We start from the raw sequence: 23,665 nt of genomic DNA, 5'->3' as shown, positions 1-23,665 counted from the left end.
GGCGATGCTGCCGGGGCGTTACAGCGCCAGCAGCTCGCGTGCGTGCTTGCGGGTGGTCGCGGTGATTTCCAGGCCGCCCAGCATGCGCGCGATTTCTTCCACGCGCGACTTGGCGTCGAGCGCTTCGATCTGCGATACGGTCTTGCCGGCGTCGTTGCGCTTGCTGACCTGGAAGTGCTGGTTGCCTTGGCTGGCGACTTGCGGCAAGTGCGTCACGCACAAGACCTGGCGATCCTGGCCGAGGCGCTTCAACAGGCGGCCGACCACTTCGGCCACACCACCGCCGATGCCGCTGTCGACTTCGTCGAAGATCAATGTCGGCGTCGCCGTCGAGCTCGACGCGATCACCGAAATCGCCAAGGCGATGCGCGCCAGTTCGCCGCCGGAGGCGACTTTCGCCAACGGCCGCGGCGCCACGCCGGCGTGGCCCGCCACCAGGAATTCCACCTGTTCGACGCCGTAAGCCGCCGGTTCACAGCCTTCCAGCGCGATGGCGAAACGTCCGCCCGACATGCTCAGATCCTGCATCGCGGCGGTGACCGCTTCACCCAGCGCCTTGGCGGCTTTGGCGCGGCCCTTCGACAATTTCTGCGCGGCGCCGGTGTAGGCGGCCTGTAGTTTTGCTTCTTGCGCGCGCAAGGCGTCAAGGTCGCTGGCATCGGCCAGTTGCTTCAATTCTTCCGCCAGCTTGGCGTGCTCCTGCGGCAAGTCGTCCGGCGCCAGGCGGAATTTGCGCGCAGTGGAGTGGATTGCTTCCATCCGCCCATCCACCTGCCGCAAACGCGCCGGATCGAGCTCAACCCGGCCCAGGTAATCGTTGAGCGCATAGACCGCTTCCTGCAGCTGGATTTGCGCCGGCTCCAGCGCATCCATGACCGGCTTGAGCGCGGCGTCGACGTCGGTCAGCTTGCCCAGCTTCTGCGTCAGCGACGACAGTTGCGACAGGATCGGCGACTCCGATTCGGAGATCGCATTCAACGCTTCCTGCGCGCCATCGATCAAGCTGGCGGCATGCGACAGGCGACTGTGTTCGTTGCTGATATCGCTCCACTCGCCCGGCTTGACGGCCAGCTTTTCAAGCTCGCTGACCTGCCATTCGAGGCGTTCGCGCTCGAGCAGGACATTCTTGGCGTTGACTTCGAATTCTTCACGCTGTTTCGCCAGGGCGCGCCACGTCTTGTAAGCGGCGGCGACGGCTTTGGCCTCGTCCAGCAAGCCTGCCTGGCTGTCCAGCAACTGGCGCTGCGCGTCGGCCTTGAGCAGCGACTGATGCGCATGCTGGCCGTGGATGTCGACCAGTAGTTCGCCGAGTTCGCGCAATTGCGTCGCGGTGGCGGCGATACCGTTGATGAAGGCTTTGGAGCGACCGGCGTTGTCGATCACTCGGCGCAGCAGCACGCCGCCATCCTCTTCCGAAAACTCATGCGCTTCAAGCCAGGCGGCAACATCGGGGCCGGCGCTGAAATCGGCCGTGATGTCGGCCTTGGCCGCGCCTTCGCGCACCACGCTGGCATCGCCACGGCCGCCCAATGCCAGCGCCAGAGCGTCGATCAGGATGGATTTGCCGGCGCCGGTTTCGCCGGTGAAGACGGAAAATCCGGGAGCGAACTCAAGTTCGATGGCATCGACGATAACGAAATCACGAATCGAGAGGGTACGCAGCATGGGATGGTGAAATTGGTGTTTTATCAATATCGGCGGCGTCTTTCCTGATGAGAAGACGCCCGAGGCGCTTATTGTCGCCTATTCTACTGAGCGTGGGCTTATTGCAGGCGGCCTTCAACCGATGGGTATTCGTTCCAGTGCAGCTTTTGCCGCAAGGTGTCGTAGTAGCTCCAGCCTTCCGGATGCAGGAAGGTGATCTTGTGCGCCGAGCGCCGGATCACGATGCGATCGCCGTGCGACAGGCTGGTCAGCGACTGCATGTCGAAGTTGGCGCTGATGTCGCGGCCGTTGACGACCTGGATCGAAATCTCGCAGGAATCCGGAATCACGATCGGACGGTTCGACAGGGCATGCGGCGCAATCGGCACCAGCACGATGCCGTGCAGGCTCGGATGCAGGATCGGTCCGCCGGCCGACAAGGCGTACGCGGTCGAGCCGGTCGGCGTGGCCACGATCAGGCCGTCGGAGCGCTGGTTGTACATGAAGCGACCGTCCACTTCCACGGTCAGTTCGACCATGCCGGACGAGGCGCCGCGCGCGACCACCACGTCATTGAACGCAAGCGCATTGAAAATCTGCTCGCCGTCGCGGAATACCGTGGCTTCGAGCAGCGAACGGGTCTCGACGTCGACCTTGCCGTCCAGCATGTCGGCCAATACCGGTATCATGCGGTCTAGCGAAATATCCGTCATGAACCCCAACCGCCCCTGATTGATCCCGATCAGCGGCACATTGAACGGCGCCAGCTGACGTGCGATGCCGAGCATGGTGCCGTCGCCGCCGACCACGATGGCGGCGTCGGCGAACTGGCCGATCTGTTCCGGCGACATGGCGTCATAGCCTTCCAGCGCGATGTTCTGCGCGGTCTCGGCTTCGAACACGATGGTGTGACCATGCGCCTCCAGGAAGGCGGCGATGTCGGAAAGGGACTGCGCGATGCCGGCGGCATGATATTTGCCGACGATTGCGATGGTTTTAGGCGTTGCCGCCTGCACGGGTAATTTGATGGGCCACATGCTGCGGATTAAAGCATAATTCGGGGCCTGTTAACAATGAATTTGCGAGTGCGAACGCGCGGCAGGCGTTGACTGCCCAGGCGCAGCGACGCGACATAGCGGTGCTATGGCAAGGAGCGGCAACAACGGCAGGCGACGCCTGCAGCCGTTACCGGAGGGTTTCAGCCAGGCAGTGCACTGGCCGCGTTGCATGGCTTGCCAGCACACTGCTGGCTGAAACGCACCTCGCAAATTCATTGTTAACAGGCCCCAGACTACTCTGAACCGATTTCATGAACAAAACCAACATCCAGGCAGTCCTGTTCGACCTCGACGATACGCTGTGGGCGATCGAGCCGGTGCTGCATCTTGCCGAAACCCGGCTGTACGAATGGCTGACCCAGCATGCGCCGGGCGTGGTGCAACGCGAGAGCATTCTCAGCCTGCGCGCGCGTCGGCAGCTGTTGGCGCAGACCGATCCGGCCTACAAGATCAACCTGTGGGCGTTGCGCCATGCGGCGCTGACGGCGGTGCTGGCCGAGCATGGCGAAGACCCGGCGCTGGCCGACCCCGCCATGGAAATTTTCACCACCGGCCGTAATGCCGTTACGCCCTTTGACGACGTCGTCCCCGCTCTGCAGCAGCTGAAGCCGCGCCTGAAACTGGGCACCGTGTCCAACGGATTCGCCGATCTGGCGCGCATCGGCCTGGCCGAGCATTTTGAAATCTCCATCGCTGCCCACCAATTCGGCACAGCCAAACCCGATCCGGCCATCTTCCACGCCGCCTGTACGGCGCTCGGCGTGGCGCCGGAACACACCGTCTACGTCGGCGACGACCTCACGCTGGACGTGCTTGGCGCCCAGCAAGCCGGCTTGCGCGCCGTCTGGATGAACCGTTTCCAACGCGCGTTGCCGGATCACGTCCGGCCCGATGCGGTATGCACCGATCTGAACGAATTGGCGCACTGGCTGGCGTCATAGTGTGCGGGGACAGATATATATGGCGGGATGTTGGCACGCTTGGCCCCGTCTCGTTAGAATGAAGACATGCAACTAGATAATCGCGCTCAAACCCTGCTCAAAGCCCTGGTCGAACGGTACATCGCCGACGGCCAGCCGGTCGGCTCGCGCGCGCTCTCCAAGATTTCGGGACTGGAACTGTCGCCGGCGACCATCCGCAACGTCATGGCCGACCTCGAGGAAATGGGCTTCGTCGCCAGTCCGCACACCTCCGCCGGACGCATTCCGACGCCACGCGGTTACCGCGTGTTCGTCGACACGCTGCTGACGATCGAATCGACCGATGCCCTTGGCGCTTTCGATGAAGCGGCGCTGGGAACCAAACTGCAATCGCGCTCACAGATCAACTCGCCGCAAAAGATCATTTCCAATGCGGCGCAGGTGCTGTCGTCGCTGTCGCAATTTGCCGGCGTGGTGATGACGCCGAAGCGCGAATCGATCTTCAAGCAGATCGAATTCCTGCGCCTGTCCGAAAAGCGCATCCTGCTGGTCATCGTCGGTCCCGGCGGCGACGTGCAGAATCGCCTGCTGCTGACGGAGGTCGACTACACGCCTTCGCAACTGGTGCAGGCGGCCAATTACATCAACCAACACTACGGCGGTCTCGGCTTCGACGAAGTCCGCCTGCGCCTGCAAAACGAACTGCGCCAGCTGCGCGACGACATGACCAGCCTGATGCAGGCCGCCGTCGAAGCTGGCAGCGATGCCATGGCGGACGAATCCGACAACGTGGTGATTTCAGGTGAGCGCAATCTGCTGAGCGTCTCCGACCTGTCGTCGAACATGACCTCGCTGCGCAAACTGTTCGACATGTTCGAACAGAAGACCAGCCTGATGCAGTTGCTGGACGTATCGAGCAAGGCCACCGGCGTGCAGATCTTCATCGGCGGCGAATCGCAACTGGTGCCGATGGACGACATGAGCATCGTCACCGCGCCGTATGAAGTCAACGGCAAGATCGTCGGCACGCTGGGCGTGATCGGTCCGACGCGCATGGCGTACGAACGCGTGATCCCGATCGTCGATATCACCGCCAAGCTGCTGTCGAGCGCGCTCAGCGGCAACAACAGCTGAGCCGGGCCAAACAGAACTGGCAGCTGCGGCCAACTGTTGCACATCGCTTACCCTTCTTTACAGCGCCGGCGCTCATCATCGCAGCGGCAATAAAAAAGCCATCCGGCGACAGCGGGATGGCTTTTTTGCAAACAGGGCCCGGATTGAATCGGGCCGGGATGAATGCTTATTTCTTTGTTTTGCGGCAATCCTTGCAATGACCGTACAAGGCCAGCGCATGATCAGCGATCTCGAAACCGTGCTCTTGGGCAATCTTGAGCTGACGCTTCTCGATTTCGGCGTCGAAGAACTCCTCGACCTTGCCGCAATCCAGGCAAACCAGATGGTCATGGTGCGAGCCTTCGTTGAGCTCGAACACGGCCTTGCCGGTTTCAAAGTGATTGCGCTGCAGCAGGCCGGCTTGCTCGAACTGCGTGAGCACGCGGTAGACCGTGGCCAGGCCGACATCCAGATTGTCCGCCAGCAGCATTTTGTAGACGTCTTCCGCACTGAGGTGACGCACCTCGGTGTTTTGGAAGATTTCCAGGATTTTCAGACGCGGCAAAGTAGCCTTGAGGCCGCTGGCTTTCAGTTCGGATGGATTATTAGGCATGTTTCAGTAAAAATCGGGTTATCTGCTTTATCATATAGCGTTTTAGCACAATTGCTCAACCAATTGAAATCTTTATGCGAATGTTGCCTTCCTACCGTACTACCGCTCTGGCGCTGATCGCCCTGAGCACCCTGCTGTCCGGCTGTGCATCCAAAAAACCGGTGGAAGGCGCAGCAGCGCCCGACGCGACCGGCGTGCAGGTTTCGAAGAGCAGCAGCCTGTTCGGCTTCCTCAAGCCTTATCGCATCGATATCCAGCAAGGCAACTTCGTCTCCAAGGAGATGGTCGCGCAACTGAAGCCGGGCATGACCCGCGAGCAAGTGCGCTTCGTGCTCGGCACGCCGCTGCTGGCCGACATGTTCCACTCGGACCGCTGGGACTATGAATTCCGCCTGGCCAAGGGCAACGGCGAACTGATGAGCAGCCGCGTATCGGTGTTCTTCAAGGACAACCTGATGGAACGCTACGAAGGCGGCAACGACCTGCCCACCGAGCAGGAATACCTGTCCCTGATCGCCGGTTCCAAGAAGGGCGCCATGCCGGAACTGTCGGACGCGCCGACCAACACGACGCCGCCGTCCTCCGCCAAGTAACCACGCCACCACGCAAGTTCTGGCAATACTCGCAACTACAAGCAAAAGCATTATGAGCGTATTGAAAATCGCCGTCGCCGGCGCATCCGGCCGTATGGGCCGCATGCTGATCGAAGCCATCCAAAACGCCGACGACATGGTGTTGGCCGGCGCCCTGGACGTGCCGGGTTCGCCCAGCATCGGCAGCGACGCCGCATCGTTCCTCGGCAAACCTGCCAACGTCGCGATTGAATCCGACCTGGCCAAAGGCCTTGCCAACGCCGATGTCCTGATCGACTTCACACGTCCCGAAGGCACTCTGAAGCACGCCGAATACTGCGCCGCGCATGGCGTCAAGATGGTCATCGGCACCACCGGCCTGGAACAGGACGCCAAGAGCGCCATCGCCGCCGCCGCGGAAAAGACCGCCATCATGCTCGCTCCCAACATGAGCATCGGCGTCAACGTCACGCTCAAGCTGCTGGAAATGGCTGCCAAGAGCTTCTCGCACGGCTACGACATCGAAATCATCGAAGCGCATCATCGCCACAAGGTCGACGCGCCGTCCGGCACCGCCCTGAAAATGGGTGAAGTCATCGCCGACGCCATCGGCGTCAAGCTCGACGACGTCGCCGTCTACGCCCGCGAAGGCATCACCGGCGAGCGCGACCCGTCGTCGATCGGCTTTTCCGCCATCCGTGGCGGCGACATCGTCGGCGACCACACCGTGCTGTTTGCCGGCATCGGCGAGCGCATCGAAATCACGCATAAATCCTCGAGCCGCGTCACCTACGCCCACGGCAGCCTGCGCGCCGCACGTTTCCTGGCCGACAAGAAGACCGGCCTGTACGACATGCAGGACGTGCTCGGACTGAAGTAAGCATCCATCGCTGCATCTGGCAACGGATGCAGCGAATCTTTTTGCGGATGCGCGCTCCAACGGATTGCCATTTATTCTTTCTGCTTCCAACCAAGAGAACACGATATGGAACAAACCGTTGGATTCGCTCATTACTGGGCGCAAGGCGATGCCGTTTCGCACGCTGTCGCGTATGTCCTGCTGCTGATGTCCGTCGCCAGCTGGTACTACATTCTTTCCAAGACCTGGAGTTCGTGGCGCATCCGGCGCGGCAGCAATGCCCTCGACGGTTTCTGGAAAGCGCCCACGCTGACCGACGCCATTGCCGTCATGCGCACTGTCGACAGCGAAGAAATTTTTACTCCGCTGGCGCAACGATCCTCCGAAGCCGCGGGCATCTCGTCCAAACAAAGCACTCCCTCCCTCAATGCCGCCACCGATCCAGGCGAACTGATCACGCGCACGCTGCGGCGTGAAATCAACCGTGTCTCGGCGCGGCTGGAGCGTGGCCTGACGCTGCTGGCTTCGGTCGGTTCGACTGCGCCGTTCGTCGGCCTGTTCGGCACCGTCTGGGGCATCTACCACGCGCTGGCGGCGGTCTCGGCCAGCGGCACGGTGCAGATCGACAAGGTCGCCGGTCCGGTCGGCGAAGCGCTGATCATGACTGCGCTGGGGCTGGTGGTGGCGATTCCCGCCGTGCTGGCCTACAACGCCTTTACACGCATCAACCGGCTGACGCTGGCCGAACTCGACGGCTTCGCACACGACCTGCACGCCTACCTCACCACCGGCGAACGCGTCGGCAAGGGGGAAGCATGAGTTTCGGCGGCTTCAACGACAACCACCAGGCCGGCCCGATGGCCGAGATCAACGTCACGCCGATGGTCGACGTGATGCTGGTGCTGCTGGTGATCTTCATCCTCTCGGCGCCGCTGTTTACGCATTCGCTGCAGCTCGATCTGCCGACCGCGAAATCGGCGCCGGCACCGGAAAAACCACAAACCGTCAGCGTCGCCATCGACGCCGCCGGCAAGCTGTATTGGCAGGACCAGCCGGTCACGCTGGAAGAATTGACGCGGCGCATGGCCGATGCCGCAGGCAAGCAGCCGCAGCCGGAAGTACAGCTGCGCGCCGACAAGGCGACCCGTTATGAAGTGATTGCAGACGTGATGTCGGCGGCGCAGAACAACGGTGTGAACAAGCTCGGTTTTGTAACCGATCCAAAACCAGATACAACCAGTACAGAGAAGAAGTAATCATGGCAACAGCACGCCTGAACGGCGAACTCATCACCGACTGGGACAGTTTCCACCGCCAATGCGCAAGTGTGTTCGGCTTCCCCGATTTTTACGGCAGCAACATGAACGCCTGGGTCGATTGCCTGAGCTATTTGCGCGACGACGACGGCATGAGCAAGTTCGTGCTCAAGGAAAACGAAGTGCTGACCATTGAAGTCCAGCACAGCGACAAGCTGCGCGCCGCCGCGCCGGACATCGTGGAAGAACTGCAATTCTGCGTCGCCATGATCAACGAACGCTGTGAAGACTACGACGAAACCGCCACGCTCAAGCTGGCGCTGCTCTGAGAACCTGTTCTCGATCTTACTGCGAGGCCGTGACCAGGCGCCGGCTGGCGGCCTCTTGCTACAGATCGAGAACAGGCTCTAAGCAAATTCAATCGATCAACTGATCACCGTCATAGAACGGATACGGCCCGTCGAATTCACCAACGTAAGCCGTATGGCTGATCAGCCCCGTCTTCTCTCCCCACCAATGCAGCTGGAACCCCGGCGGCTCCATCACGAATTGCGACGGCGCCTGCGGATCCAGGTCCAGCACCACCTGATGCGATACACCCGGACAGGTTGACGCCATCGTCCCGCCGAAGCGCGCCTGTATCGACCGATGCAGATGACCGCAGATGACCCGCTCGACCTGAGGATGGCGACGTACCACCGGCTCCAGCAGTTGCGGATTGATGAGGCCGATGTCGTCCATGTGTCCGATACCGGTGGTGAACGGCGGATGATGCATGGCGATCACGGTCGGCCGCTGCGATTGTTCGCTCAGCACCTTGTCCAGCCAGTCCATGCTGGGAGCGGCCAGTTCACCTTTGCTGGAACGCGGGATCACCGTGTCCAGCGTAACGATCCGCAGCGGATGATCCTCGATCACGTATTCGATGCGCGCGTCGTCGGCCGCGCCTTGCAGGTAAGCATGGTCCGGGAACGCCCGGCGCAGCGCGGCGCGCTCGTCGTGATTGCCGGGCAGCAGGTAATACGGCATCGCCAGCGGCGCCAGCAGTTCGCGCAGGGCCGCATACTCGTCGGCCAGGCCGAAGTCGACCAGGTCGCCGGTGAACACCACCGCATCGGGCCGCTGCTTGAGCCGGTTGACCTGCGCGACGCACCGCCGCAGGCTCTCGGCGGTGTCGACCACACGATAGGATTTTTTACCCTGCGCCTTGATGTGCAGGTCGGAAATCTGGCACAGGATCATGAGCGCGTCTCCCCGGAAAAATGTTGCACCGGCAATTGCATCACCGCATGTTCCGGCACACGCAGGCCGATGCGTTCGCCGGCGTGCCAGACGCCGCGCCGGCGCGTCTCGACGATCACCGGCATGTCGGCGCCGACGTCCACCATCAAACGCGTGCGGTCGCCCATGAAAAAGGTCGACATGACGTCGCCGAACATTTCCGCGCCGGCGGTATCGAGCGGCACGATCTCGACGTCTTCGGGACGGAACATCACCGTCGCCTGCTGGTCCGTTTTCCCATTACCATTCGCATTCGCCAGCGGCACAATGCCGGCCGGAATCTGCAGGTGACCGACACGCGTCACGCCGCTCACGCGGTTCATGGTGCCGATGAAGTCGGCCACGAATTCCGACGCCGGCCGATAGTAGATATCTTGCGGCGTGCCGATCTGTGCGATCTTGCCGCGCTCCATCACGACGATGCGGTCGCCCAGCGCCATCGCTTCGCCCTGGTCGTGGGTGACGTAGATCGCCGTGATGCCGAGCTTGCGCAGCAGCTGGTTGAGGTCGGCGCGCAGCGTTTCGCGCAGCTTGGCGTCGAGTGCGGTGAGCGGCTCGTCCAGCAGCAGCACGCGCGGCTCCACCGCCAGTGCACGCGCCAGCGCCACGCGCTGCTTTTGCCCGCCCGAGAGCTGGTCGATGCGGCGATGGCCGAGGCCTTGCAGGTGCACCATCTCCAGCAGCGTATCGATCCGCGCAGCGCGTTCGGCTGCCGGCATCTTGCGGATCTTGAGGCCGTAGGCAATGTTCTCGCCGACCGTCATGTTGGGGAACAGCGCATAGTTCTGGAACACCATGCCGACACCACGCTTTTCAATCGGCAGGTCGGTGACATCGTCGTCGCCGAACAGCACGCGGCCGCCGGCGTCGGGGAATTCCAGTCCGGCGATCAGCCGCAGCGTGGTGGTCTTGCCGCAGCCGGACGGCCCCAGCAGCACCAGTGTTTCGCCGGGATGGATTTCCAGGTCGATCGGCTCCAGCGCGGGCGCGCCGCTACCGCTGCCGAAGGTCTTGGCGCATTGGCGCAGTTTGATGGAAAGAGAAGAGTTCATAGGCGTACGCGTGTGCGTGATGTCTGGGTCGCCCATTGCATGGCGACCAGCAGCGGCACGATCATCAAAAGAAAAATCAGGGTATAGGCGGAACCGACTTCCAGCCGCATCGAAGCGTAGGCGTCGGCCAGTCCGACCGGCAAAGTCATGGTCAGCGGCGTATGCAGCATCCAGGTGATGTTGAACTCGCCGATCGACAAGGTCACCACCATCAGCGCACCTGCCAGGATGCCCGACGCGGCGTTCGGGATCACCACGCCGAAGAAGCGCTGACGTGCACCGGCGCCGAGGCTGGCGGCGGCTTCTTCCAGCACCGCCAGTTGCGACGACTGCATCACCGCCAGCACCGGCCGCACCATGAACGGCAAGGTGAACAGCACGTGTCCGACCAGGATGAACAGCAGACTGCCGCGGAAGGCGCGGTACTGGCCGTAGGCCATGATCAGCGCAAGCGACGTGGCCAGGCCGGGCACCGCCACCGGCATCATCAGCAGCTCTTCGAAGACGCGCGCCAGGCGGCTGTTGCCACCTTTGTAGCGCGCCAGCATATAGGCCAGCGGTACGCCGACCAGCAGCGTCACCACCAGGCAAGCCAGCGCAATCGCAATGGAACGCCAGATGGTCATCTGATAGGTATCCCACACCTGCGCGACCCAGCGCAGTGTGAAGCCGCTCGACAAGCCGACGAAGAAGTTCTCCGTCACGCCGGCAAGCACCGACAGCACCACCGGCACGATCAGGAAGGCGCACACCAGCAGCGTGAACGTCAGTTGCAGATAAAACCGCAGGGAGTGTTTCATTGTGTTCCCTTCTTCATGCCGTGGCCGGAACGCTGCTGCCTGACAGCGAATGCGCCAGCGCCAGGGCGATCCAGGTGATCAGGCCGAGCACGATGGACAAGGCGGCGGCCATGGCGAAATTGGCGTAGCTGGTGAATTCGTTATAGATCGCCATCGGCAAGACATCAATATTGGTCGCCAGCGTGAACGCGGTGCCGAAGGCGCCGACGCTGGTGGCGAAGCAGATCGCGCCCGACGAAATCAGGGCCGGCATCAGGGCCGGCACCACCACGTCGAAGAACACGCGCAACGGATGGGCGCCGAGCGACCTCGCCGCTTCTTCGAGCGCAGGGTCGAGCTTTTCGGCGGCGGCCATCACGGTCAGGATGACGCGCGGAATCGAGAAATACAGATAACCGACGAACAAACCGGCCAGCGAGTACGCGAACACCAGCGACTCGCCGAACAGCTTGTCGGTCAGCGCGCCGATCAATCCCTGGCGTCCGGCCAGCATGATCACCATGAAGCCGACCACCACACCCGGGAACGCCAGCGGAAACGTCAGCATCGCCAGCAACAGCGACTTGCCGGGGACGTGATTGCGTTGCAGGAACAGGCCGACCAGCGACGAAATCGCCAGCGTCGCCACGGTGACCACGCCCGACAGCAGCAGCGTCGACACCAGACTCCACAGATAGTGGCGATTGGTCACCACGGCCAGATAGGCCATCGCGCCGGTCGGACCGCTGGCGCCGACGCCGACCAGGCGCAGCATCGGCAACAGCCAGAACGCGGCGAACAGCGTCATGCCCGGCACCGCAAACAGCCAGACCTTGCCGGCCGGACGTTTGCGGTGCGGCTGACTTGAACGAGTCAGTTGCACGGACATGTTTACTTCACTTCAGAGAGATAGCGTTCGCTGAACTGACGCTGGACGTCGGCCATCTTGCCGTAGTCGACCGACTTGGCGCGGGCATAGTCGGCAGCCGGCAGGAAGCGGGCTTCGGCTTCTTTCGAAATCGCCGAGGCGCGCACCGGACGCAGGTAGGCGTTGGCCCAGATGGCCTGGCCTTCGTTGGACAACAGGAAGTCCAGCACCTTCTTGGCGTTGGCCTGGTTCGGGCCGTTCTTCACGAGGCTGACAACGTAGGGAACCGTGACGCTGCCTTCGGCCGGGATCACGAACGCGACGTTGGCCTTGTCCTTGTATTTGGCGCGGTAAGCATCGAAGTCGTAGCCGAACAGGATCGGGATCTCACCCGAGATCAGGCGTGCGTAGGAAGTCTGCTTCGGCACAATGGGTTGATTTTTTTGCAGCGCCTTGAAGTAGTTGATGCCCGGTGTGAAGTTGTCCAGCGTGCCGCCCAATGCCTGGTTCACGGCAACCGCACCGACATAGCCGACGAAAGCGCTGGCCGGGTCGAGGTAGCCGATCAGGCCCTTGTATTCCGGCTTGAGCAGGTCATTCCACGAACGCGGTACCGGCTTGCCCTTCAACGCGTCAACGTTGACCATCAGGCCCATGGTGCCGGAGTGAATCGTGGTCCAGTAGCCTTCCGGATCCTTCAGGCCAGCAGGCACGTCGTTCCAGCCGGCCGGCTTGTAAGGAGTGATGATGTCGTTCTTCTTCGCCTCAATGCCGAAGGTCACGCCGACGTAGGTGAAGTCGGCAACCGGGCTGGCCTTCTCGGCCATGATCTGCGCCAGCGCCTGGCCGCTGTTCTTGTTGTCGGGCGGCACGGTGATGCCGGTCTTTTCCTTGATGGTCTTGATCTGGGTGGCCCAGTCAGCCCATTCCGGCGGACAGTTGTAGCAGATGACGTTTTGCGCCGCGGCGCTGAACGAAGCAGTAAGACCCGCGAAAGCGGCAGTGGCCGCCATTGCCCGGAGAATGCGTGACAAACGTGGAAGTGATCGCATGTCGTTTCCTTTCTATTGCTGTTGATGTGAACGAATAAAGAATCTGAAGAAAAAAGCCTCAGGAGAAAAGCCGCACCGAGCCGCCGTGGCGAATCGTGTGCGCAAGTATTTGCGAGACCGGACCGGCGCTCCCTTCGGTCTGGCCGATGGCCGCCACCAGCGTACGCAGGGCGACTTCGCCGATCTGTTCGGACGGCTGCACCGCGCTGGCCAGCACCGGCGACATCATCTCGCCCAGCGGGATGCCGTCGAAGCCCATGACGGAGACGTCTTCCGGCACACGCAAACCCAGCCCGCGCAGATCGCGCATCGCGGCCAGCGCCAGCAAGTCGTTGGAGCAGAACAAGGCGCTCGGACGTTGCTGCGGGTTGGCGAATGCCTGGAGATGGGCACTGGTAAGTCCGGTATGGCGCGGCACTTCGATCGGCGTCATCGGCGTGAGCGCATGCGCTCGCATGGCGTCGAGGTAACCGTGGTAGCGCTGGATAGCGCGGTCGGAGGCGTTAAATTGACCGGTGAGCATCTGAATACGCGTATGGCCGAGCGCAATCAGGTGCGCCACGGCATCACGTGCGGCGGCGCGGTTGTCGACCGAGACCGACAGGCGTGAAGCCTGCTGCGGCTGGTTGTAGGTCAGCACGTAAGGGATGCCTTCACGGTCGAGCACATCCAGCGTGCCGCTGGCGCTGGCATCGGCCACCGTCAGGATGACGCCGTCGACGCGATGGCTGAGCAAGAGGTTGACCGCCGCCGCTTCGTCTTCCTGGCGGTATTCGGTGGCGGTGAACATGACCGAGTAGTCGAGTGCGCGCGCCGCCAGTTCGATGCCTTGCAGGCATTGCGCGAATACCGTGTTGGACAGCGTCGGCACCACCACGCCGACCGTGCGCGAACGTCCCGCACGCAAGTTGCGGCCGTTGAAATTGGGACGAAAGCCGAGCGCGGCAATGGCCTCGTTGATCTTGCCGGCCGTGTCGGCGCTGACCGATGCCGGGCTGTTTAGCAGGCGCGACACTGTCGCGGTGGACACGCCGGCTTGCAGGGCGACTTGTTTGATGGAAGGCGGCACGATGATGGCTGACTATCTGACTGGAGGTAGATGGAATCGCATGAAAACGATTACATCGTGCCAGCGCATTGTTACCGGCTTATGACCATCAAACAGATTCGCAGGACGCTGCGATTTCTACTCGATATTCGAATAGAAACATTTCAATTTGCCAACAAGTCATTTTTGAGAGTTTTCTTATATAAATCCGAGGAACTCTGCCTCAGAATGGTCTTGCCGTCTGCGCACCATCCCGCCTGCAGTCTGCTTATCCAGAGAGGCTTCATGAGACCCCCTTTGCTCCGTTTCTTGTTTTCCGCCTTGGCGTCGCCGCTGTTCAGCGCAGCCGCAGGCGCCCATGCAGCCGATACCACAGAACTGGTGGTCAAGGGCACGATCCGCCCTTCCGCCTGCCTGGCCAGCTTTCCCGGCAATAGCGTGATCGATTTCGGCACCATCAAATCGGACCCGCAACTGAAGGAACGCTTCAAGGACCTGCCCGCGCAGCGTGTGGACATGCGCATTTCCTGCGACGGCCCCACCAAGATCGCCGTGAAGGCCGTTGATAACCGCGAAGCGACGCGTGAGAAGGACATTCCCGGCATCGACGCCGGCGACAACTTCGGCCTGGGCCTGTACCGCGGCAAGAGCATCGGCGGCTACGCCGTGCGCTTCGCCACCGCCGTCGCCGATGGGCAGTCGGTCGGCATCCTGGGCCGCCCCAACGGCAGCGCCGCCTGGAGCAGCAGCGCCCTGCGCGGCCTGCGCCAGGACGGCAGCCAGGTCTCGTTCGGCGCGGGGAGCACGCCGGTGGCCTTCAGCGAGCTGGTGGCTGGCCTCGACATCAGCGCCAAACTGAGCCGCGTGGCCTACCAGCTGCTGGCCGACGACATCCAGCTGGACGGCTCGATCAGCATCGAGATGCTGTATCTCTGAAACAGTCGCGCCGGATCCCCGAAGCCGCTCTTGCATGGAGCGGTTTGTTATTTCCACTATGCAATTCATGGCCGGATTGACATCGATACAGAACTAGGTCTCCCCTCTGGCGAGCCGGTATAATGCCGGGTTTCGATCTTTCCTTTGCCTCAACCCGACATGCAAGATAAATACAGCCCAGCAGAAGTAGAACAATCCGCGCAACAGCACTGGATCGCGACCGACGCGTACAAGACCGTCGAACACGCCAAGGACAAGCACGGCCGCGACAAGAAGAAGTTCTATGCCTGCTCCATGCTGCCTTACCCATCGGGCAAGCTGCACATGGGTCACGTCCGCAATTACACGATCAACGACGTGATGTACCGCTACCTGCGCATGAGCGGCTACAACGTGTTGATGCCGATGGGCTGGGATGCGTTCGGCATGCCAGCCGAAAACGCCGCGATGGAAAACGGCGTACCGCCGGCGCAATGGACTTACTCGAACATCGAGTACATGAAGAAGCAGATGGCGTCGATGGGCCTGGCGATCGACTGGTCGCGCGAAATGACGGCCTGCTCGCCCGAGTATTACAAGTGGAACCAGTGGATGTTCCTGAAGATGCTTGAGAAGGGCATCATCTACAAGAAGACCGGCACCGTGAACTGGGATCCGATCGACCAGACCGTGCTGGCCAACGAACAAGTCATCGACGGCAAGGGCTGGCGCTCGGGCGCGGTCATCGAGAAGCGTGAAATCCCGATGTACTACGCCAAGATCACCGACTACGCCGAAGAACTGCTGGAACACGTCGAAACCAAACTGCCGGGCTGGCCCGAGCGCGTGCGCCTGATGCAGGCCAACTGGATCGGCAAGTCGACCGGCGTACGTTTCGCCTTCCCGCATGACATCAAAGACGACGGCAAACTGATCAACGACGGCAAGCTGTGGGTCTTCACCACGCGCGCCGACACGGTCATGGGCGTGACCTTCTGCGCCGTGGCGCCGGAACACGCGCTGGCGACCTTCGCCGCGAAGAACAACCCGGCGCTGCAAGACTTCATCGCCGAGTGCAAGAAAGGCAGCGTCATCGAAGCCGACATGGCGACGATGGAAAAGAAGGGCATGCCGACCGGCCTGTTCGTCACCCATCCGCTGACCGGCGCGCAAGTCGAAGTGTGGGTCGGCAACTATGTGCTGATCACCTACGGCGACGGCGCCGTGATGGGCGTGCCGGCGCATGACGAACGCGACTTCGCTTTCGCAAAAAAATACAACTTGGCGATCAAACAAGTCGTCGCTGTCGACGGCAAGACCTACTCCACCGACGTGTGGGAAGAATGGTACGGCGACAAGGAAGGCGGCAAGACCGTCGACTCCGGCAACTACGACGGCCTCGGCTATCAGGCCGCCGTCGATGCGGTCGCCGCCGATCTGGCCGCCAAGGGCCTGGGCGAAAAGAAAGTCACCTTCCGCCTGCGCGACTGGGGCATTTCGCGCCAGCGCTACTGGGGCACGCCGATCCCGATCATCCACTGCGCCGATTGCGGCGACGTGCCGGTGCCGGAAAAAGACCTGCCGGTAGTGCTGCCGGAAGACTGCGTGCCGGACGGCAGCGGCAACCCGCTCAACAAGCATGAAAAATTCCTGCACGTCGACTGCCCGCAATGCGGCAAGCCGGCGCGCCGTGAAACCGACACGATGGACACCTTCGTCGATTCATCATGGTATTTCATGCGCTATACCTCGCCCGCAGCTTCCAACGGCGGCAACGACGCCATGGTCGATTCGCGCAACGATTACTGGATGCCGATGGACCAGTACATCGGCGGCATCGAGCACGCCGTGCTGCACTTGCTGTACGCGCGCTTCTGGACCAAGGTCATGCGCGACTTCGGCCTGGTCAAGTTCGACGAACCGTTTACCAATCTGCTCACGCAAGGCATGGTGCTCAACGAAACTTACTATCGGGAAGACACCACCGGAAAAACAATCTGGATCAATCCGACCGACGTAGAGTTGACACTTGATGACAAGGGACGTCCGACCTCCGCGATTCTCAAGGAAGACGGTCAGCCGGTAATCATCGGCGGCACCGAGAAAATGTCGAAATCCAAGAAAAACGGCATCGACCCGCAAGCCCAGATCGACCAGTACGGCGCCGACACCGCGCGCCTGTTCACCATGTTCGCGTCGCCACCGGAGCAGACATTGGAATGGTCCGGCACCGGCGTCGAAGGCGCCAACCGCTTCCTGCGCCGCGTGTGGGCGTTCGCTTACAACAACGCTGCGCGCATTGCAGGCGCCGGCGCGGTTGATGCTGCTCAACTGAACGATGCTTTGAAGACGCTGCGCCGCGAAGTGCACAAGGTGCTGCAACAGGCCGATCACGACCTGAAACGCATCCAGTACAACACGGTCGTATCGGCCTGCATGAAGATGCTCAACACGCTCGAAGCCGCCAAGCTGGAAGACAGCCCGGTGGCCAACGCCGTGCTGGCCGAATGCACCTCGATCTTCCTGCGCATCCTCAACCCGATCACGCCGCACATCACCCATGCGCTGTGGCAGGAACTGGGCTTCGCCAAGCAGCACGGCGACATCCTCGACGCCGACTGGCCGCAAGTCGACGCCGCCGCGCTGGAGCAGAGCGAGATCGAAATGATGATCCAGGTCAACGGCAAGCTGCGCGGCAGCATCACCGTCGCCAAGGACGCCGATAAGGCCAGCATCGAAGCAGCCGCGCTGGCCAATGAGAGCGTGCAGAAATTCCTGACCGGCGCACCGAAGAAAGTCATCGTCGTCCCCGGCAAGCTGATCAACATCGTTGCCTAGTAAATTTTCGCTCACGAACCTGACCACGGACACACACATGCCATTTCAACTCCACCAACGCAAAGTACTGCAATGGTTCCTGATGCTGCTGGCAGCGGTCATGCTCAGCGCCTGCGGCTTTCATATGCGCGGGCCGGCGAACCTGCCGTTCAAGACGATTTACCTCGGCTTTGCGGACAACTCGCAGCTGGGCACGGAACTGAAGCGCTACATCCGCGCCAGCGGTGCGGAAGTGGTGTCCGACAAGGAGGAGGCGGAAGCGGTGCTGCAAGTGATCGCCGACACCCGCGACAGAAAGATCCTGACCTTGAATACCAACGGCCGCGTACGAGAATTTTCGCTGTATCAACGTTTCAGCTTCGTGGTCAGAGACAACAAGGGCGCCCTTCTGGTACCGCTGACCAACATCACGCTCAAGCGCGACATTACCTACGACGAAAACCAGGAACTGGCGAAGCAGGCTGAAGAAGCGCTGCTGTACCGCGACATGCAGAGCGACCTGGTGCAGCAGATCCTGCGCCGTCTCTCCGCCAGCAAAAACGCCACAGCCGGCACCGCAGACGCCGTCGAGGAATAAGCGATGCAACTGCGGCTGGATGCGCTCGACACTCATCTGACGAAATCGCTGTCGGCGCTGTACGTCATCGCCAGCGACGAACATCTGCTGGCACTGGAAGCCGCCGACAAGATCCGCAAGACTGCCCGCGCCAACGGCTACACCGAGCGCGACGTGCTGGTGGTCGAACGCAGCTTCAAATGGGGCGAACTGCTCGCCGCCAACCAGTCGCAATCGCTGTTCGGCGACAAGAAGCTGATCGAGCTGCGCATCCCGACCGGCAAACCCGGCAAGGACGGCGGCCAGGCGTTGCAGGAATATGCCGCCAACCTGAACCCCGACAACCTGACCATCATCAGCCTGCCCAAGCTCGACTGGGCCACCGCGAAAACGGCCTGGGTCGGCACCTTGCAACAGGCCGGCGTGTACATCGACATTCCGCTGGTCGAGCGCGCACATCTGCCGGGCTGGATCGGCAACCGGCTCGCCGCTCAGCAGCAGAGCGCCGACCGCCAGTGCATGGATTTCATTGCCGACCGTGTTGAAGGCAACCTGCTCGCCGCGCATCAGGAAATCCAGAAGCTCGGACTGCTCTACCCGGCCGGCAAGCTGAGCTTCGAACAGGTGCACGATGCAGTGCTGAACGTGGCGCGCTACGACGTCTTCAAGCTCAACGAAGCGATGCTGTCGGGCGACGCCGCGCGCCTCATGCGCATGATGGACGGGTTGAAGGGTGAAGGCGAAGCGCTGCCGCTGGTGCTGTGGGCCGTGGCCGAGGAAGTACGCACGCTGCTCAAGCTCAAATCCGGCGTCGCGCAAGGCAAGCAGCTCGGCATGCTGCTCAAGGAATACCGCATCTGGGGTCCGCGCGAAAAGCTGATGGATCCGGCGCTGCGCCGCATCAGCCTGGCCACGCTGCAAACCGCGCTGCAGGAAGCCGCGCAAATCGACAAGATGGTCAAGGGCTTGCGCGCCAAGGCGTTCTCGGGCGATGCCTGGGATGCGTTGTCGCAGCTGGGTCTCAAAGTCGCGCGAGGTTACTAATTTAGTCAGGACTTGCACAAAATTGTCCCAGCTAGGCGTGCCGACGAAGACAGTACGGTTGTACGGCTAGGAGGTACAACGACGCTGGGGCGGTTTTGTGCAAGTCCATTAAGAGAACATTCATCATGACGCTCAACATCGAACACTACATGAACGACATCGGCCAGCGCGCCCGCAAGGCATCGCGCGCCATGGCCCGTGCCGACACGGCGGCAAAGAACCGCGCGCTGGCCCTGATCGCCGCCGCCATCCGTCGCGACGCCGATACGCTACGGGCCGCCAACCAGCAAGACCTGGCCGCGGCACGCGCCAACGGCTTGTCGGATGCCATGCTCGACCGTCTGACACTGTCCGACAAGGCCATCGCCACCATGGCCGAAGGCCTGGAACAGATCGTTGCACTGCCCGACCCGATCGGTGAAATCTCCAACATGAAGTATCGCCCGACCGGCATCCAGGTCGGCCAGATGCGCGTGCCGCTGGGTGTCATCGGCATCATCTACGAAGCGCGTCCCAACGTGACCGTGGACGCCGCCGGTTTGTGCATCAAGAGCGGCAACGCCACGATCCTGCGCGGCGGCTCGGAAGCGATCCATTGCAACCAGGCGCTGGCGAAACTGGTCAAGGAAGGCCTGGCCGGCGCAGGTCTGCCCGAAGACGCGGTGCAAGTGGTCGAGACCACCGACCGTGCCGCCGTCGGCGCGCTGATCACCATGACCGACTACGTCGACGTCATCGTGCCGCGCGGCGGCAAAGGACTGATCGAGCGCCTGATCAAGGAATCCAAGGTGCCGATGATCAAGCACCTGGACGGCATCTGCCACGTCTACATCGACGACAAGGCCGATCTGCAAAAAGCGCTGGACGTCGCCTTCAACGCCAAGTGCCATCGCTACGGCACTTGCAACACCATGGAAACGCTGCTGGTGGCGCGCGACGCTGCCGCCGAGGTGTTGCCGAAACTGGCGGAGCTGTACCGCGCCAAGGACGTCGAGCTGCGCGGCGACGCGGAAAGCCGTCAGATCCTGGCCGGCTATCCGCTGCTCAAGGAAGCCGTCGAGGAAGACTGGAGCACCGAATACCTGGCGCCGATTTTGGCCGTGAAAATCGTCGCCGGCATGGATGAAGCGATCGACCACATCAACACCTACTCGTCGCAGCATACCGACGCCATCGTCACCGAAGACTACACGCGCGCCATGCGTTTCCTGCGCGAAGTGGATTCGGCCTCGGTCATGGTCAATGCCTCGACGCGTTTTGCGGATGGTTTCGAATATGGCCTCGGCGCCGAGATCGGCATCTCCAACGACAAGCTGCACGCGCGCGGCCCGGTCGGACTGGATGGCCTGACCTCGCTCAAGTATGTCGTGCTGGGACAAGGACAAGTACGCCAGTAAGCCTTATCGTTTTACCTCTCAGAACCTGTTTACGATCTGTAGCGAAAGGTCATCGCCGGTGGCGGCCGGAGCGGAGCTCAGTTATGCAACCCTGGAGTGTACTTCGGTACATGAGGATTCCGAGCACCGCCCAAGGATTGCCAATTCGCGGATCATGGCCTCGCAGTAAGATCGCAAGCAGGTTCTCAGCCAATCGCCAAAAGGAAGCCGCATGCTCTGGATCAAAGCCCTGCATATCGTGTTCATCGCCTCGTGGTTCGCCGGCCTGTTCTATCTGCCGCGCATCTTCGTCAACCTGGCGCAGGAAACCGAGACCGTCACCAGGGAGCGCCTGCTCGGCATGGCGCGCCGCCTGTACCGTTTCACCACCGTGCTGGCGATTCCTGCCATCGCGCTGGGCTTGTACCTGTATCTGGTCATCGGCATCGGCAAAGGCCCGGGCAACGGCTGGATGCATGCCAAGCTGGCGCTGGTGATTCTGGTGATCGGCTACCATCACGCCTGCGGCTCGCTGCTCAAAAAGTTCGAAAACGGCAAAAACAAGCGCAGCAACACCTGGTTCCGCTGGTTCAACGAAGTCCCGGTATTATTGTTGCTGGCCATCGTGATTCTGGTGGTCGTCAAACCTTTCTGATATTTCTGATTCATCCTTTTACGGAGTCCTTCATGGGCAAGGTATGTGAATATTTCTTCGCGCCGCACTCTCCCTTTGCCTATCTGGGACATGCGCGTTTCGTCGCTCTGGCCAAGCAGTACGACGTCCAGGTCGTGCTCAAGCCGTTCGACCTGAGCAAGATCTTCGGCCAGTCCGGCGGCTTGCCGCTGGCCAAGCGCGCACCGCAGCGCCAGGCCTATCGCCTCAAGGAACTGGAACGCTGGAGCAAATTCCTCGGCTTGCCGATGAACCTGCAGCCGACCTACTTCCCGGTGCAAAGCGACGTCGCCGCGCGCCTGATCATCGCCACGCAACTGGCGCACGGCACCAATGCCGCGCTTGAACTGACCGGCGCAGTGATGCGCGCGATCTGGGAAGAAGAAAAGAACATCGCCGACACCGACACCCTGCTGGCGATCGCCAACGGCCTCGGCCACGACGGCGCGAGCTTGCTGAAGTCCTCGGAAACCGCCAGCGTCCAGGCCGAGTTCGACCGCTTCAGCGAAGAAGCCACCACCGCCAACGTGTTCGGCGCGCCGTGGTTCATCGTCGACGGCGAAGGCTACTGGGGTCAGGATCGCCTCGACTTCGTCGAACGCGCGTTTGCCGAAAAGTAATTTGAAGTAGAAGCAATAGCAGAACCAGCAATAAAAATTCGTCATTCCCGCGCAAGCAGGAATCCGGCGGCGCAGATCGGAAGATGCCGTCAACGCCGCCGGAAGAAGCATCCGCCACACGACATCAGGTTGTGCGGCGACCCAGGCATCAACCCCAACGGACAAAAGGTACCCCTCATGACCACCAATTATTCCTATTTTTGCCCCTGCCCGCGCGGCCTCGAAATCGCCCTCGCGGAAGAACTCAATGAAATCGCCCAGCTGGCCGGCCCCGACGCCAACCTGAAAGTGCATACCCAGGTTCCCGGCGGCGTGCATTGCTCCGGCAGCATGCTCGGCGCCTACCACCTCAACCTGCGCTCACGCATCGCCAGCCGCGTGCTGCTGCGCCTGGCGCACGGCTCATACAAGAACGAGAACGACATCTACGACATGGCGCTCGAGCAGGAATGGGAAAACTGGTTCGAGGTGTCGCACACCATCCGCGTCGACGTCACCGCAGTCAAGTCGCCGTTGCGCAGCCTTGAATTCGCCACGCTGAAAATCAAGGACGCCATCTGCGACCGTTTCCGCGAGCGTTTCGACGAGCGTCCATCGGTCAACACCAAGACGCCGGACATGCGCATCTCGGGCTTCCTCGACGCGCACACGTTCACCCTCTATATCGATACCTCCGGCGAAGCGCTGTTCAAACGCGGCTGGCGCGACGACACCGGCGAAGCGCCCCTGCGTGAAAACCTCGCCGCCGGCCTGTTGCGCACCAGCGGCTGGAAGCCGGGCATGGTTCTGTTCGACCCGATGTGCGGCTCCGGCACCATCCTGGCCGAAGCGGCGCAGATGCTGGCCGGCATTCCGCCGGGCGCACGCCGCCGTTTTGCGTTTGAAAAATTCGGCAACTTCGACGCCGAAGCCTGGCTGGCGATCAAAGGCGATTTCAAGCCGAATCCACTGCCGACCGTGCCGACGATCTTCGGCAGCGACATTTCCGGCGACATGGTCAATATCGCGCGCAGCAACCTGCGCAAGGCCGGCATCCAGTTCGAGGTGCCGTTGAAGCAGATCGAAGCGCAGGAAGTCAAGCCACCGGTCGACGCCAACGGCAATCCGAGCACCGGCATCATGCTGACCAATCCGCCGTACGGCGAGCGCCTGAGCGTGCGCGGCGATGCGGCCGTGCCGACCGACGAACTGTTCGTCGCCTTCTTCAGCGCCTTCGGCACCACGCTCAAGCAGCGCTTCGCCGGCTGGAGCGTGTTCCTGTTCTCGGCCGACCTCGGCTTGCCGAAATTGTTGCGCCTGAAGGAAGCTCGCAAGACGCCGTTCTTCAACGGTGCGCTGGAATGCCGTTTGTTCCGCTTCGACATGGTGGAAGGCTTCAACCGCCGCGAGGCGGCCAAGCCCAAGCCTGAGCAGGCTTAAGCACCCTTGGCGGGATGATTGTCAACGTCACCGAAACAATTCATCCCGCCACGCTGTATTTATCCCAAGCTCGCTTTTCCTTACAGTTGCTCCCATCGAGGCCAATCGT

General features: G+C 61.7%; 24 protein-coding genes. 15 read left to right on the top strand and 9 right to left on the bottom strand.

Annotation, left to right across the window (positions count from 1 at the left end; all coding sequences use genetic code 11):
- Positions 1-18 precede the first annotated feature (18 nt).
- The gene (recN, locus tag ACIROY_RS07820; protein ID WP_402341026.1) at positions 19-1,665 is read right to left on the bottom strand and encodes a DNA repair protein RecN; all 1,647 of its coding nucleotides are present in this window, start codon (positions 1,663-1,665) and stop codon (positions 19-21) included.
- Positions 1,666-1,763: 98 nt separating this feature from the next.
- A complete protein-coding gene (locus ACIROY_RS07815) occupies positions 1,764-2,681 on the bottom strand; it encodes an NAD kinase (protein ID WP_402274165.1) in 918 nt (305 codons plus the stop codon).
- Between the two features lie 272 nt (positions 2,682-2,953).
- On the opposite strand from ACIROY_RS07815, the gene ACIROY_RS07810 reads away from it, so the two are divergent.
- Both ACIROY_RS07810 and hrcA read left to right on the top strand, forming a co-directional pair.
- Positions 2,954-3,643, top strand: coding sequence for an HAD family hydrolase (locus tag ACIROY_RS07810; protein WP_402274163.1), 690 nt, complete (start codon positions 2,954-2,956; stop codon positions 3,641-3,643).
- A 66-nt stretch (positions 3,644-3,709) separates the two neighbouring features.
- Positions 3,710-4,756 (top strand): heat-inducible transcriptional repressor HrcA, encoded by a 1,047-nt coding sequence (hrcA, locus tag ACIROY_RS07805; RefSeq protein ID WP_402274160.1) that lies wholly within the window; start codon positions 3,710-3,712, stop codon positions 4,754-4,756.
- A gap of 166 nt (positions 4,757-4,922) precedes the next feature.
- Here hrcA and fur read toward each other — a convergent pair whose 3' ends face one another.
- Complete coding sequence (fur, locus tag ACIROY_RS07800; RefSeq protein WP_029362949.1) at positions 4,923-5,348, bottom strand: ferric iron uptake transcriptional regulator; 426 nt, start codon at positions 5,346-5,348, stop codon at positions 4,923-4,925.
- A gap of 80 nt (positions 5,349-5,428) precedes the next feature.
- Here fur and ACIROY_RS07795 point away from each other — a divergent pair, with 80 nt between their 5' ends.
- The 5 genes from ACIROY_RS07795 to ACIROY_RS07775 all read left to right on the top strand — a co-directional run bounded on the left by ACIROY_RS07795 (position 5,429) and on the right by ACIROY_RS07775 (position 8,364).
- The gene (locus ACIROY_RS07795) at positions 5,429-5,941 is read left to right on the top strand and encodes an outer membrane protein assembly factor BamE (RefSeq protein ID WP_402274955.1); all 513 of its coding nucleotides are present in this window, start codon (positions 5,429-5,431) and stop codon (positions 5,939-5,941) included.
- A gap of 52 nt (positions 5,942-5,993) precedes the next feature.
- Positions 5,994-6,800: a 4-hydroxy-tetrahydrodipicolinate reductase gene (dapB, locus tag ACIROY_RS07790; RefSeq protein ID WP_402341023.1), complete on the top strand. Its 807-nt coding sequence runs from the start codon at positions 5,994-5,996 to the stop codon at positions 6,798-6,800.
- Positions 6,801-6,905: 105 nt separating this feature from the next.
- Positions 6,906-7,598 carry a MotA/TolQ/ExbB proton channel family protein gene (locus tag ACIROY_RS07785; protein WP_402341020.1) on the top strand — a complete coding sequence of 231 codons (693 nt, stop codon included), beginning with the start codon at positions 6,906-6,908 and terminating at the stop codon, positions 7,596-7,598.
- Positions 7,595-8,035 (top strand): ExbD/TolR family protein, encoded by a 441-nt coding sequence (locus tag ACIROY_RS07780; RefSeq protein ID WP_402341017.1) that lies wholly within the window; start codon positions 7,595-7,597, stop codon positions 8,033-8,035. Before ACIROY_RS07785 ends, ACIROY_RS07780 begins: the two co-directional genes overlap by 4 nt.
- A 2-nt stretch (positions 8,036-8,037) precedes the next feature.
- Complete coding sequence (locus ACIROY_RS07775) at positions 8,038-8,364, top strand: barstar family protein (protein ID WP_402341015.1); 327 nt, start codon at positions 8,038-8,040, stop codon at positions 8,362-8,364.
- 88 nt (positions 8,365-8,452) lie between these two features.
- Here ACIROY_RS07775 and ACIROY_RS07770 read toward each other — a convergent pair whose 3' ends face one another.
- The 6 genes from ACIROY_RS07770 to ACIROY_RS07745 all read right to left on the bottom strand — a co-directional run bounded on the left by ACIROY_RS07770 (position 8,453) and on the right by ACIROY_RS07745 (position 14,136).
- The gene (locus tag ACIROY_RS07770) at positions 8,453-9,277 is read right to left on the bottom strand and encodes a phosphodiesterase (RefSeq protein WP_402341012.1); all 825 of its coding nucleotides are present in this window, start codon (positions 9,275-9,277) and stop codon (positions 8,453-8,455) included.
- Complete coding sequence (locus tag ACIROY_RS07765; RefSeq protein WP_402341009.1) at positions 9,274-10,368, bottom strand: ABC transporter ATP-binding protein; 1,095 nt, start codon at positions 10,366-10,368, stop codon at positions 9,274-9,276. The genes ACIROY_RS07770 and ACIROY_RS07765 overlap by 4 nt, the downstream gene beginning before the upstream one ends.
- A complete protein-coding gene (locus tag ACIROY_RS07760; RefSeq protein WP_402341006.1) occupies positions 10,365-11,168 on the bottom strand; it encodes an ABC transporter permease in 804 nt (267 codons plus the stop codon). The genes ACIROY_RS07765 and ACIROY_RS07760 overlap by 4 nt, the downstream gene beginning before the upstream one ends.
- A gap of 13 nt (positions 11,169-11,181) precedes the next feature.
- Complete coding sequence (locus ACIROY_RS07755; RefSeq protein WP_402341003.1) at positions 11,182-12,036, bottom strand: ABC transporter permease; 855 nt, start codon at positions 12,034-12,036, stop codon at positions 11,182-11,184.
- A gap of 2 nt (positions 12,037-12,038) precedes the next feature.
- Positions 12,039-13,028, bottom strand: coding sequence for an ABC transporter substrate-binding protein (locus tag ACIROY_RS07750; RefSeq protein ID WP_402274952.1), 990 nt, complete (start codon positions 13,026-13,028; stop codon positions 12,039-12,041).
- A 97-nt stretch (positions 13,029-13,125) separates the two neighbouring features.
- On the bottom strand, positions 13,126-14,136 hold the full coding sequence (locus ACIROY_RS07745) for a LacI family DNA-binding transcriptional regulator (protein ID WP_402341000.1): 1,011 nt from the start codon (positions 14,134-14,136) through the stop codon (positions 13,126-13,128).
- 264 nt (positions 14,137-14,400) lie between these two features.
- Between ACIROY_RS07745 and ACIROY_RS07740 the strand changes: the two genes are divergently transcribed.
- The 8 genes from ACIROY_RS07740 (at position 14,401) to ACIROY_RS07705 (ending at position 23,556) form a co-directional block, all read left to right on the top strand.
- A complete protein-coding gene (locus tag ACIROY_RS07740) occupies positions 14,401-15,051 on the top strand; it encodes a DUF1120 domain-containing protein (protein ID WP_402274134.1) in 651 nt (216 codons plus the stop codon).
- Between the two features lie 159 nt (positions 15,052-15,210).
- Positions 15,211-17,868 carry a leucine--tRNA ligase gene (gene leuS, locus ACIROY_RS07735; protein ID WP_402274131.1) on the top strand — a complete coding sequence of 886 codons (2,658 nt, stop codon included), beginning with the start codon at positions 15,211-15,213 and terminating at the stop codon, positions 17,866-17,868.
- A 37-nt stretch (positions 17,869-17,905) separates the two neighbouring features.
- A complete protein-coding gene (gene lptE, locus ACIROY_RS07730; RefSeq protein WP_402340997.1) occupies positions 17,906-18,445 on the top strand; it encodes an LPS assembly lipoprotein LptE in 540 nt (179 codons plus the stop codon).
- Positions 18,446-18,448: 3 nt separating this feature from the next.
- The gene (gene holA / locus ACIROY_RS07725) at positions 18,449-19,468 is read left to right on the top strand and encodes a DNA polymerase III subunit delta (RefSeq protein ID WP_402340994.1); all 1,020 of its coding nucleotides are present in this window, start codon (positions 18,449-18,451) and stop codon (positions 19,466-19,468) included.
- A 125-nt stretch (positions 19,469-19,593) separates the two neighbouring features.
- Positions 19,594-20,865: a glutamate-5-semialdehyde dehydrogenase gene (locus ACIROY_RS07720; protein ID WP_402340991.1), complete on the top strand. Its 1,272-nt coding sequence runs from the start codon at positions 19,594-19,596 to the stop codon at positions 20,863-20,865.
- Positions 20,866-21,076: 211 nt separating this feature from the next.
- On the top strand, positions 21,077-21,499 hold the full coding sequence (locus tag ACIROY_RS07715; protein WP_402340988.1) for a CopD family protein: 423 nt from the start codon (positions 21,077-21,079) through the stop codon (positions 21,497-21,499).
- A 32-nt stretch (positions 21,500-21,531) separates the two neighbouring features.
- The gene (locus tag ACIROY_RS07710; RefSeq protein WP_402274119.1) at positions 21,532-22,137 is read left to right on the top strand and encodes a 2-hydroxychromene-2-carboxylate isomerase; all 606 of its coding nucleotides are present in this window, start codon (positions 21,532-21,534) and stop codon (positions 22,135-22,137) included.
- 177 nt (positions 22,138-22,314) lie between these two features.
- Positions 22,315-23,556 carry a class I SAM-dependent RNA methyltransferase gene (locus tag ACIROY_RS07705; protein WP_402340985.1) on the top strand — a complete coding sequence of 414 codons (1,242 nt, stop codon included), beginning with the start codon at positions 22,315-22,317 and terminating at the stop codon, positions 23,554-23,556.
- Positions 23,557-23,665 lie beyond the last annotated feature (109 nt).

Source organism: Herbaspirillum sp. NPDC101396, assembly GCF_044767365.1.
GTDB lineage: Bacteria > Pseudomonadota > Gammaproteobacteria > Burkholderiales > Burkholderiaceae_D > Herbaspirillum.
This window is presented reverse-complemented; position numbering and strand designations above follow the sequence as displayed.

Excerpts from the sequence above, each read along its gene's own strand:
- recN (WP_402341026.1), bottom strand. The coding sequence starts at position 1,665 with ATGCTGCGTACCCTCTCGATTCGTGATTTCGTTATCGTCGATGCCATC.
- ACIROY_RS07815 (WP_402274165.1), bottom strand. The coding sequence starts at position 2,681 with ATGTGGCCCATCAAATTACCCGTGCAGGCGGCAACGCCTAAAACCATC.
- ACIROY_RS07810 (WP_402274163.1), top strand. The coding sequence starts at position 2,954 with ATGAACAAAACCAACATCCAGGCAGTCCTGTTCGACCTCGACGATACG.
- hrcA (WP_402274160.1), top strand. The coding sequence starts at position 3,710 with ATGCAACTAGATAATCGCGCTCAAACCCTGCTCAAAGCCCTGGTCGAA.
- fur (WP_029362949.1), bottom strand. The coding sequence starts at position 5,348 with ATGCCTAATAATCCATCCGAACTGAAAGCCAGCGGCCTCAAGGCTACT.
- ACIROY_RS07795 (WP_402274955.1), top strand. The coding sequence starts at position 5,429 with ATGTTGCCTTCCTACCGTACTACCGCTCTGGCGCTGATCGCCCTGAGC.
- dapB (WP_402341023.1), top strand. The coding sequence starts at position 5,994 with ATGAGCGTATTGAAAATCGCCGTCGCCGGCGCATCCGGCCGTATGGGC.
- ACIROY_RS07785 (WP_402341020.1), top strand. The coding sequence starts at position 6,906 with ATGGAACAAACCGTTGGATTCGCTCATTACTGGGCGCAAGGCGATGCC.
- ACIROY_RS07780 (WP_402341017.1), top strand. The coding sequence starts at position 7,595 with ATGAGTTTCGGCGGCTTCAACGACAACCACCAGGCCGGCCCGATGGCC.
- ACIROY_RS07775 (WP_402341015.1), top strand. The coding sequence starts at position 8,038 with ATGGCAACAGCACGCCTGAACGGCGAACTCATCACCGACTGGGACAGT.
- ACIROY_RS07770 (WP_402341012.1), bottom strand. The coding sequence starts at position 9,277 with ATGATCCTGTGCCAGATTTCCGACCTGCACATCAAGGCGCAGGGTAAA.
- ACIROY_RS07765 (WP_402341009.1), bottom strand. The coding sequence starts at position 10,368 with ATGAACTCTTCTCTTTCCATCAAACTGCGCCAATGCGCCAAGACCTTC.
- ACIROY_RS07760 (WP_402341006.1), bottom strand. The coding sequence starts at position 11,168 with ATGAAACACTCCCTGCGGTTTTATCTGCAACTGACGTTCACGCTGCTG.
- ACIROY_RS07755 (WP_402341003.1), bottom strand. The coding sequence starts at position 12,036 with ATGTCCGTGCAACTGACTCGTTCAAGTCAGCCGCACCGCAAACGTCCG.
- ACIROY_RS07750 (WP_402274952.1), bottom strand. The coding sequence starts at position 13,028 with ATGGCGGCCACTGCCGCTTTCGCGGGTCTTACTGCTTCGTTCAGCGCC.
- ACIROY_RS07740 (WP_402274134.1), top strand. The coding sequence starts at position 14,401 with ATGAGACCCCCTTTGCTCCGTTTCTTGTTTTCCGCCTTGGCGTCGCCG.
- leuS (WP_402274131.1), top strand. The coding sequence starts at position 15,211 with ATGCAAGATAAATACAGCCCAGCAGAAGTAGAACAATCCGCGCAACAG.
- lptE (WP_402340997.1), top strand. The coding sequence starts at position 17,906 with ATGCCATTTCAACTCCACCAACGCAAAGTACTGCAATGGTTCCTGATG.
- holA (WP_402340994.1), top strand. The coding sequence starts at position 18,449 with ATGCAACTGCGGCTGGATGCGCTCGACACTCATCTGACGAAATCGCTG.
- ACIROY_RS07720 (WP_402340991.1), top strand. The coding sequence starts at position 19,594 with ATGACGCTCAACATCGAACACTACATGAACGACATCGGCCAGCGCGCC.
- ACIROY_RS07715 (WP_402340988.1), top strand. The coding sequence starts at position 21,077 with ATGCTCTGGATCAAAGCCCTGCATATCGTGTTCATCGCCTCGTGGTTC.
- ACIROY_RS07710 (WP_402274119.1), top strand. The coding sequence starts at position 21,532 with ATGGGCAAGGTATGTGAATATTTCTTCGCGCCGCACTCTCCCTTTGCC.
- ACIROY_RS07705 (WP_402340985.1), top strand. The coding sequence starts at position 22,315 with ATGACCACCAATTATTCCTATTTTTGCCCCTGCCCGCGCGGCCTCGAA.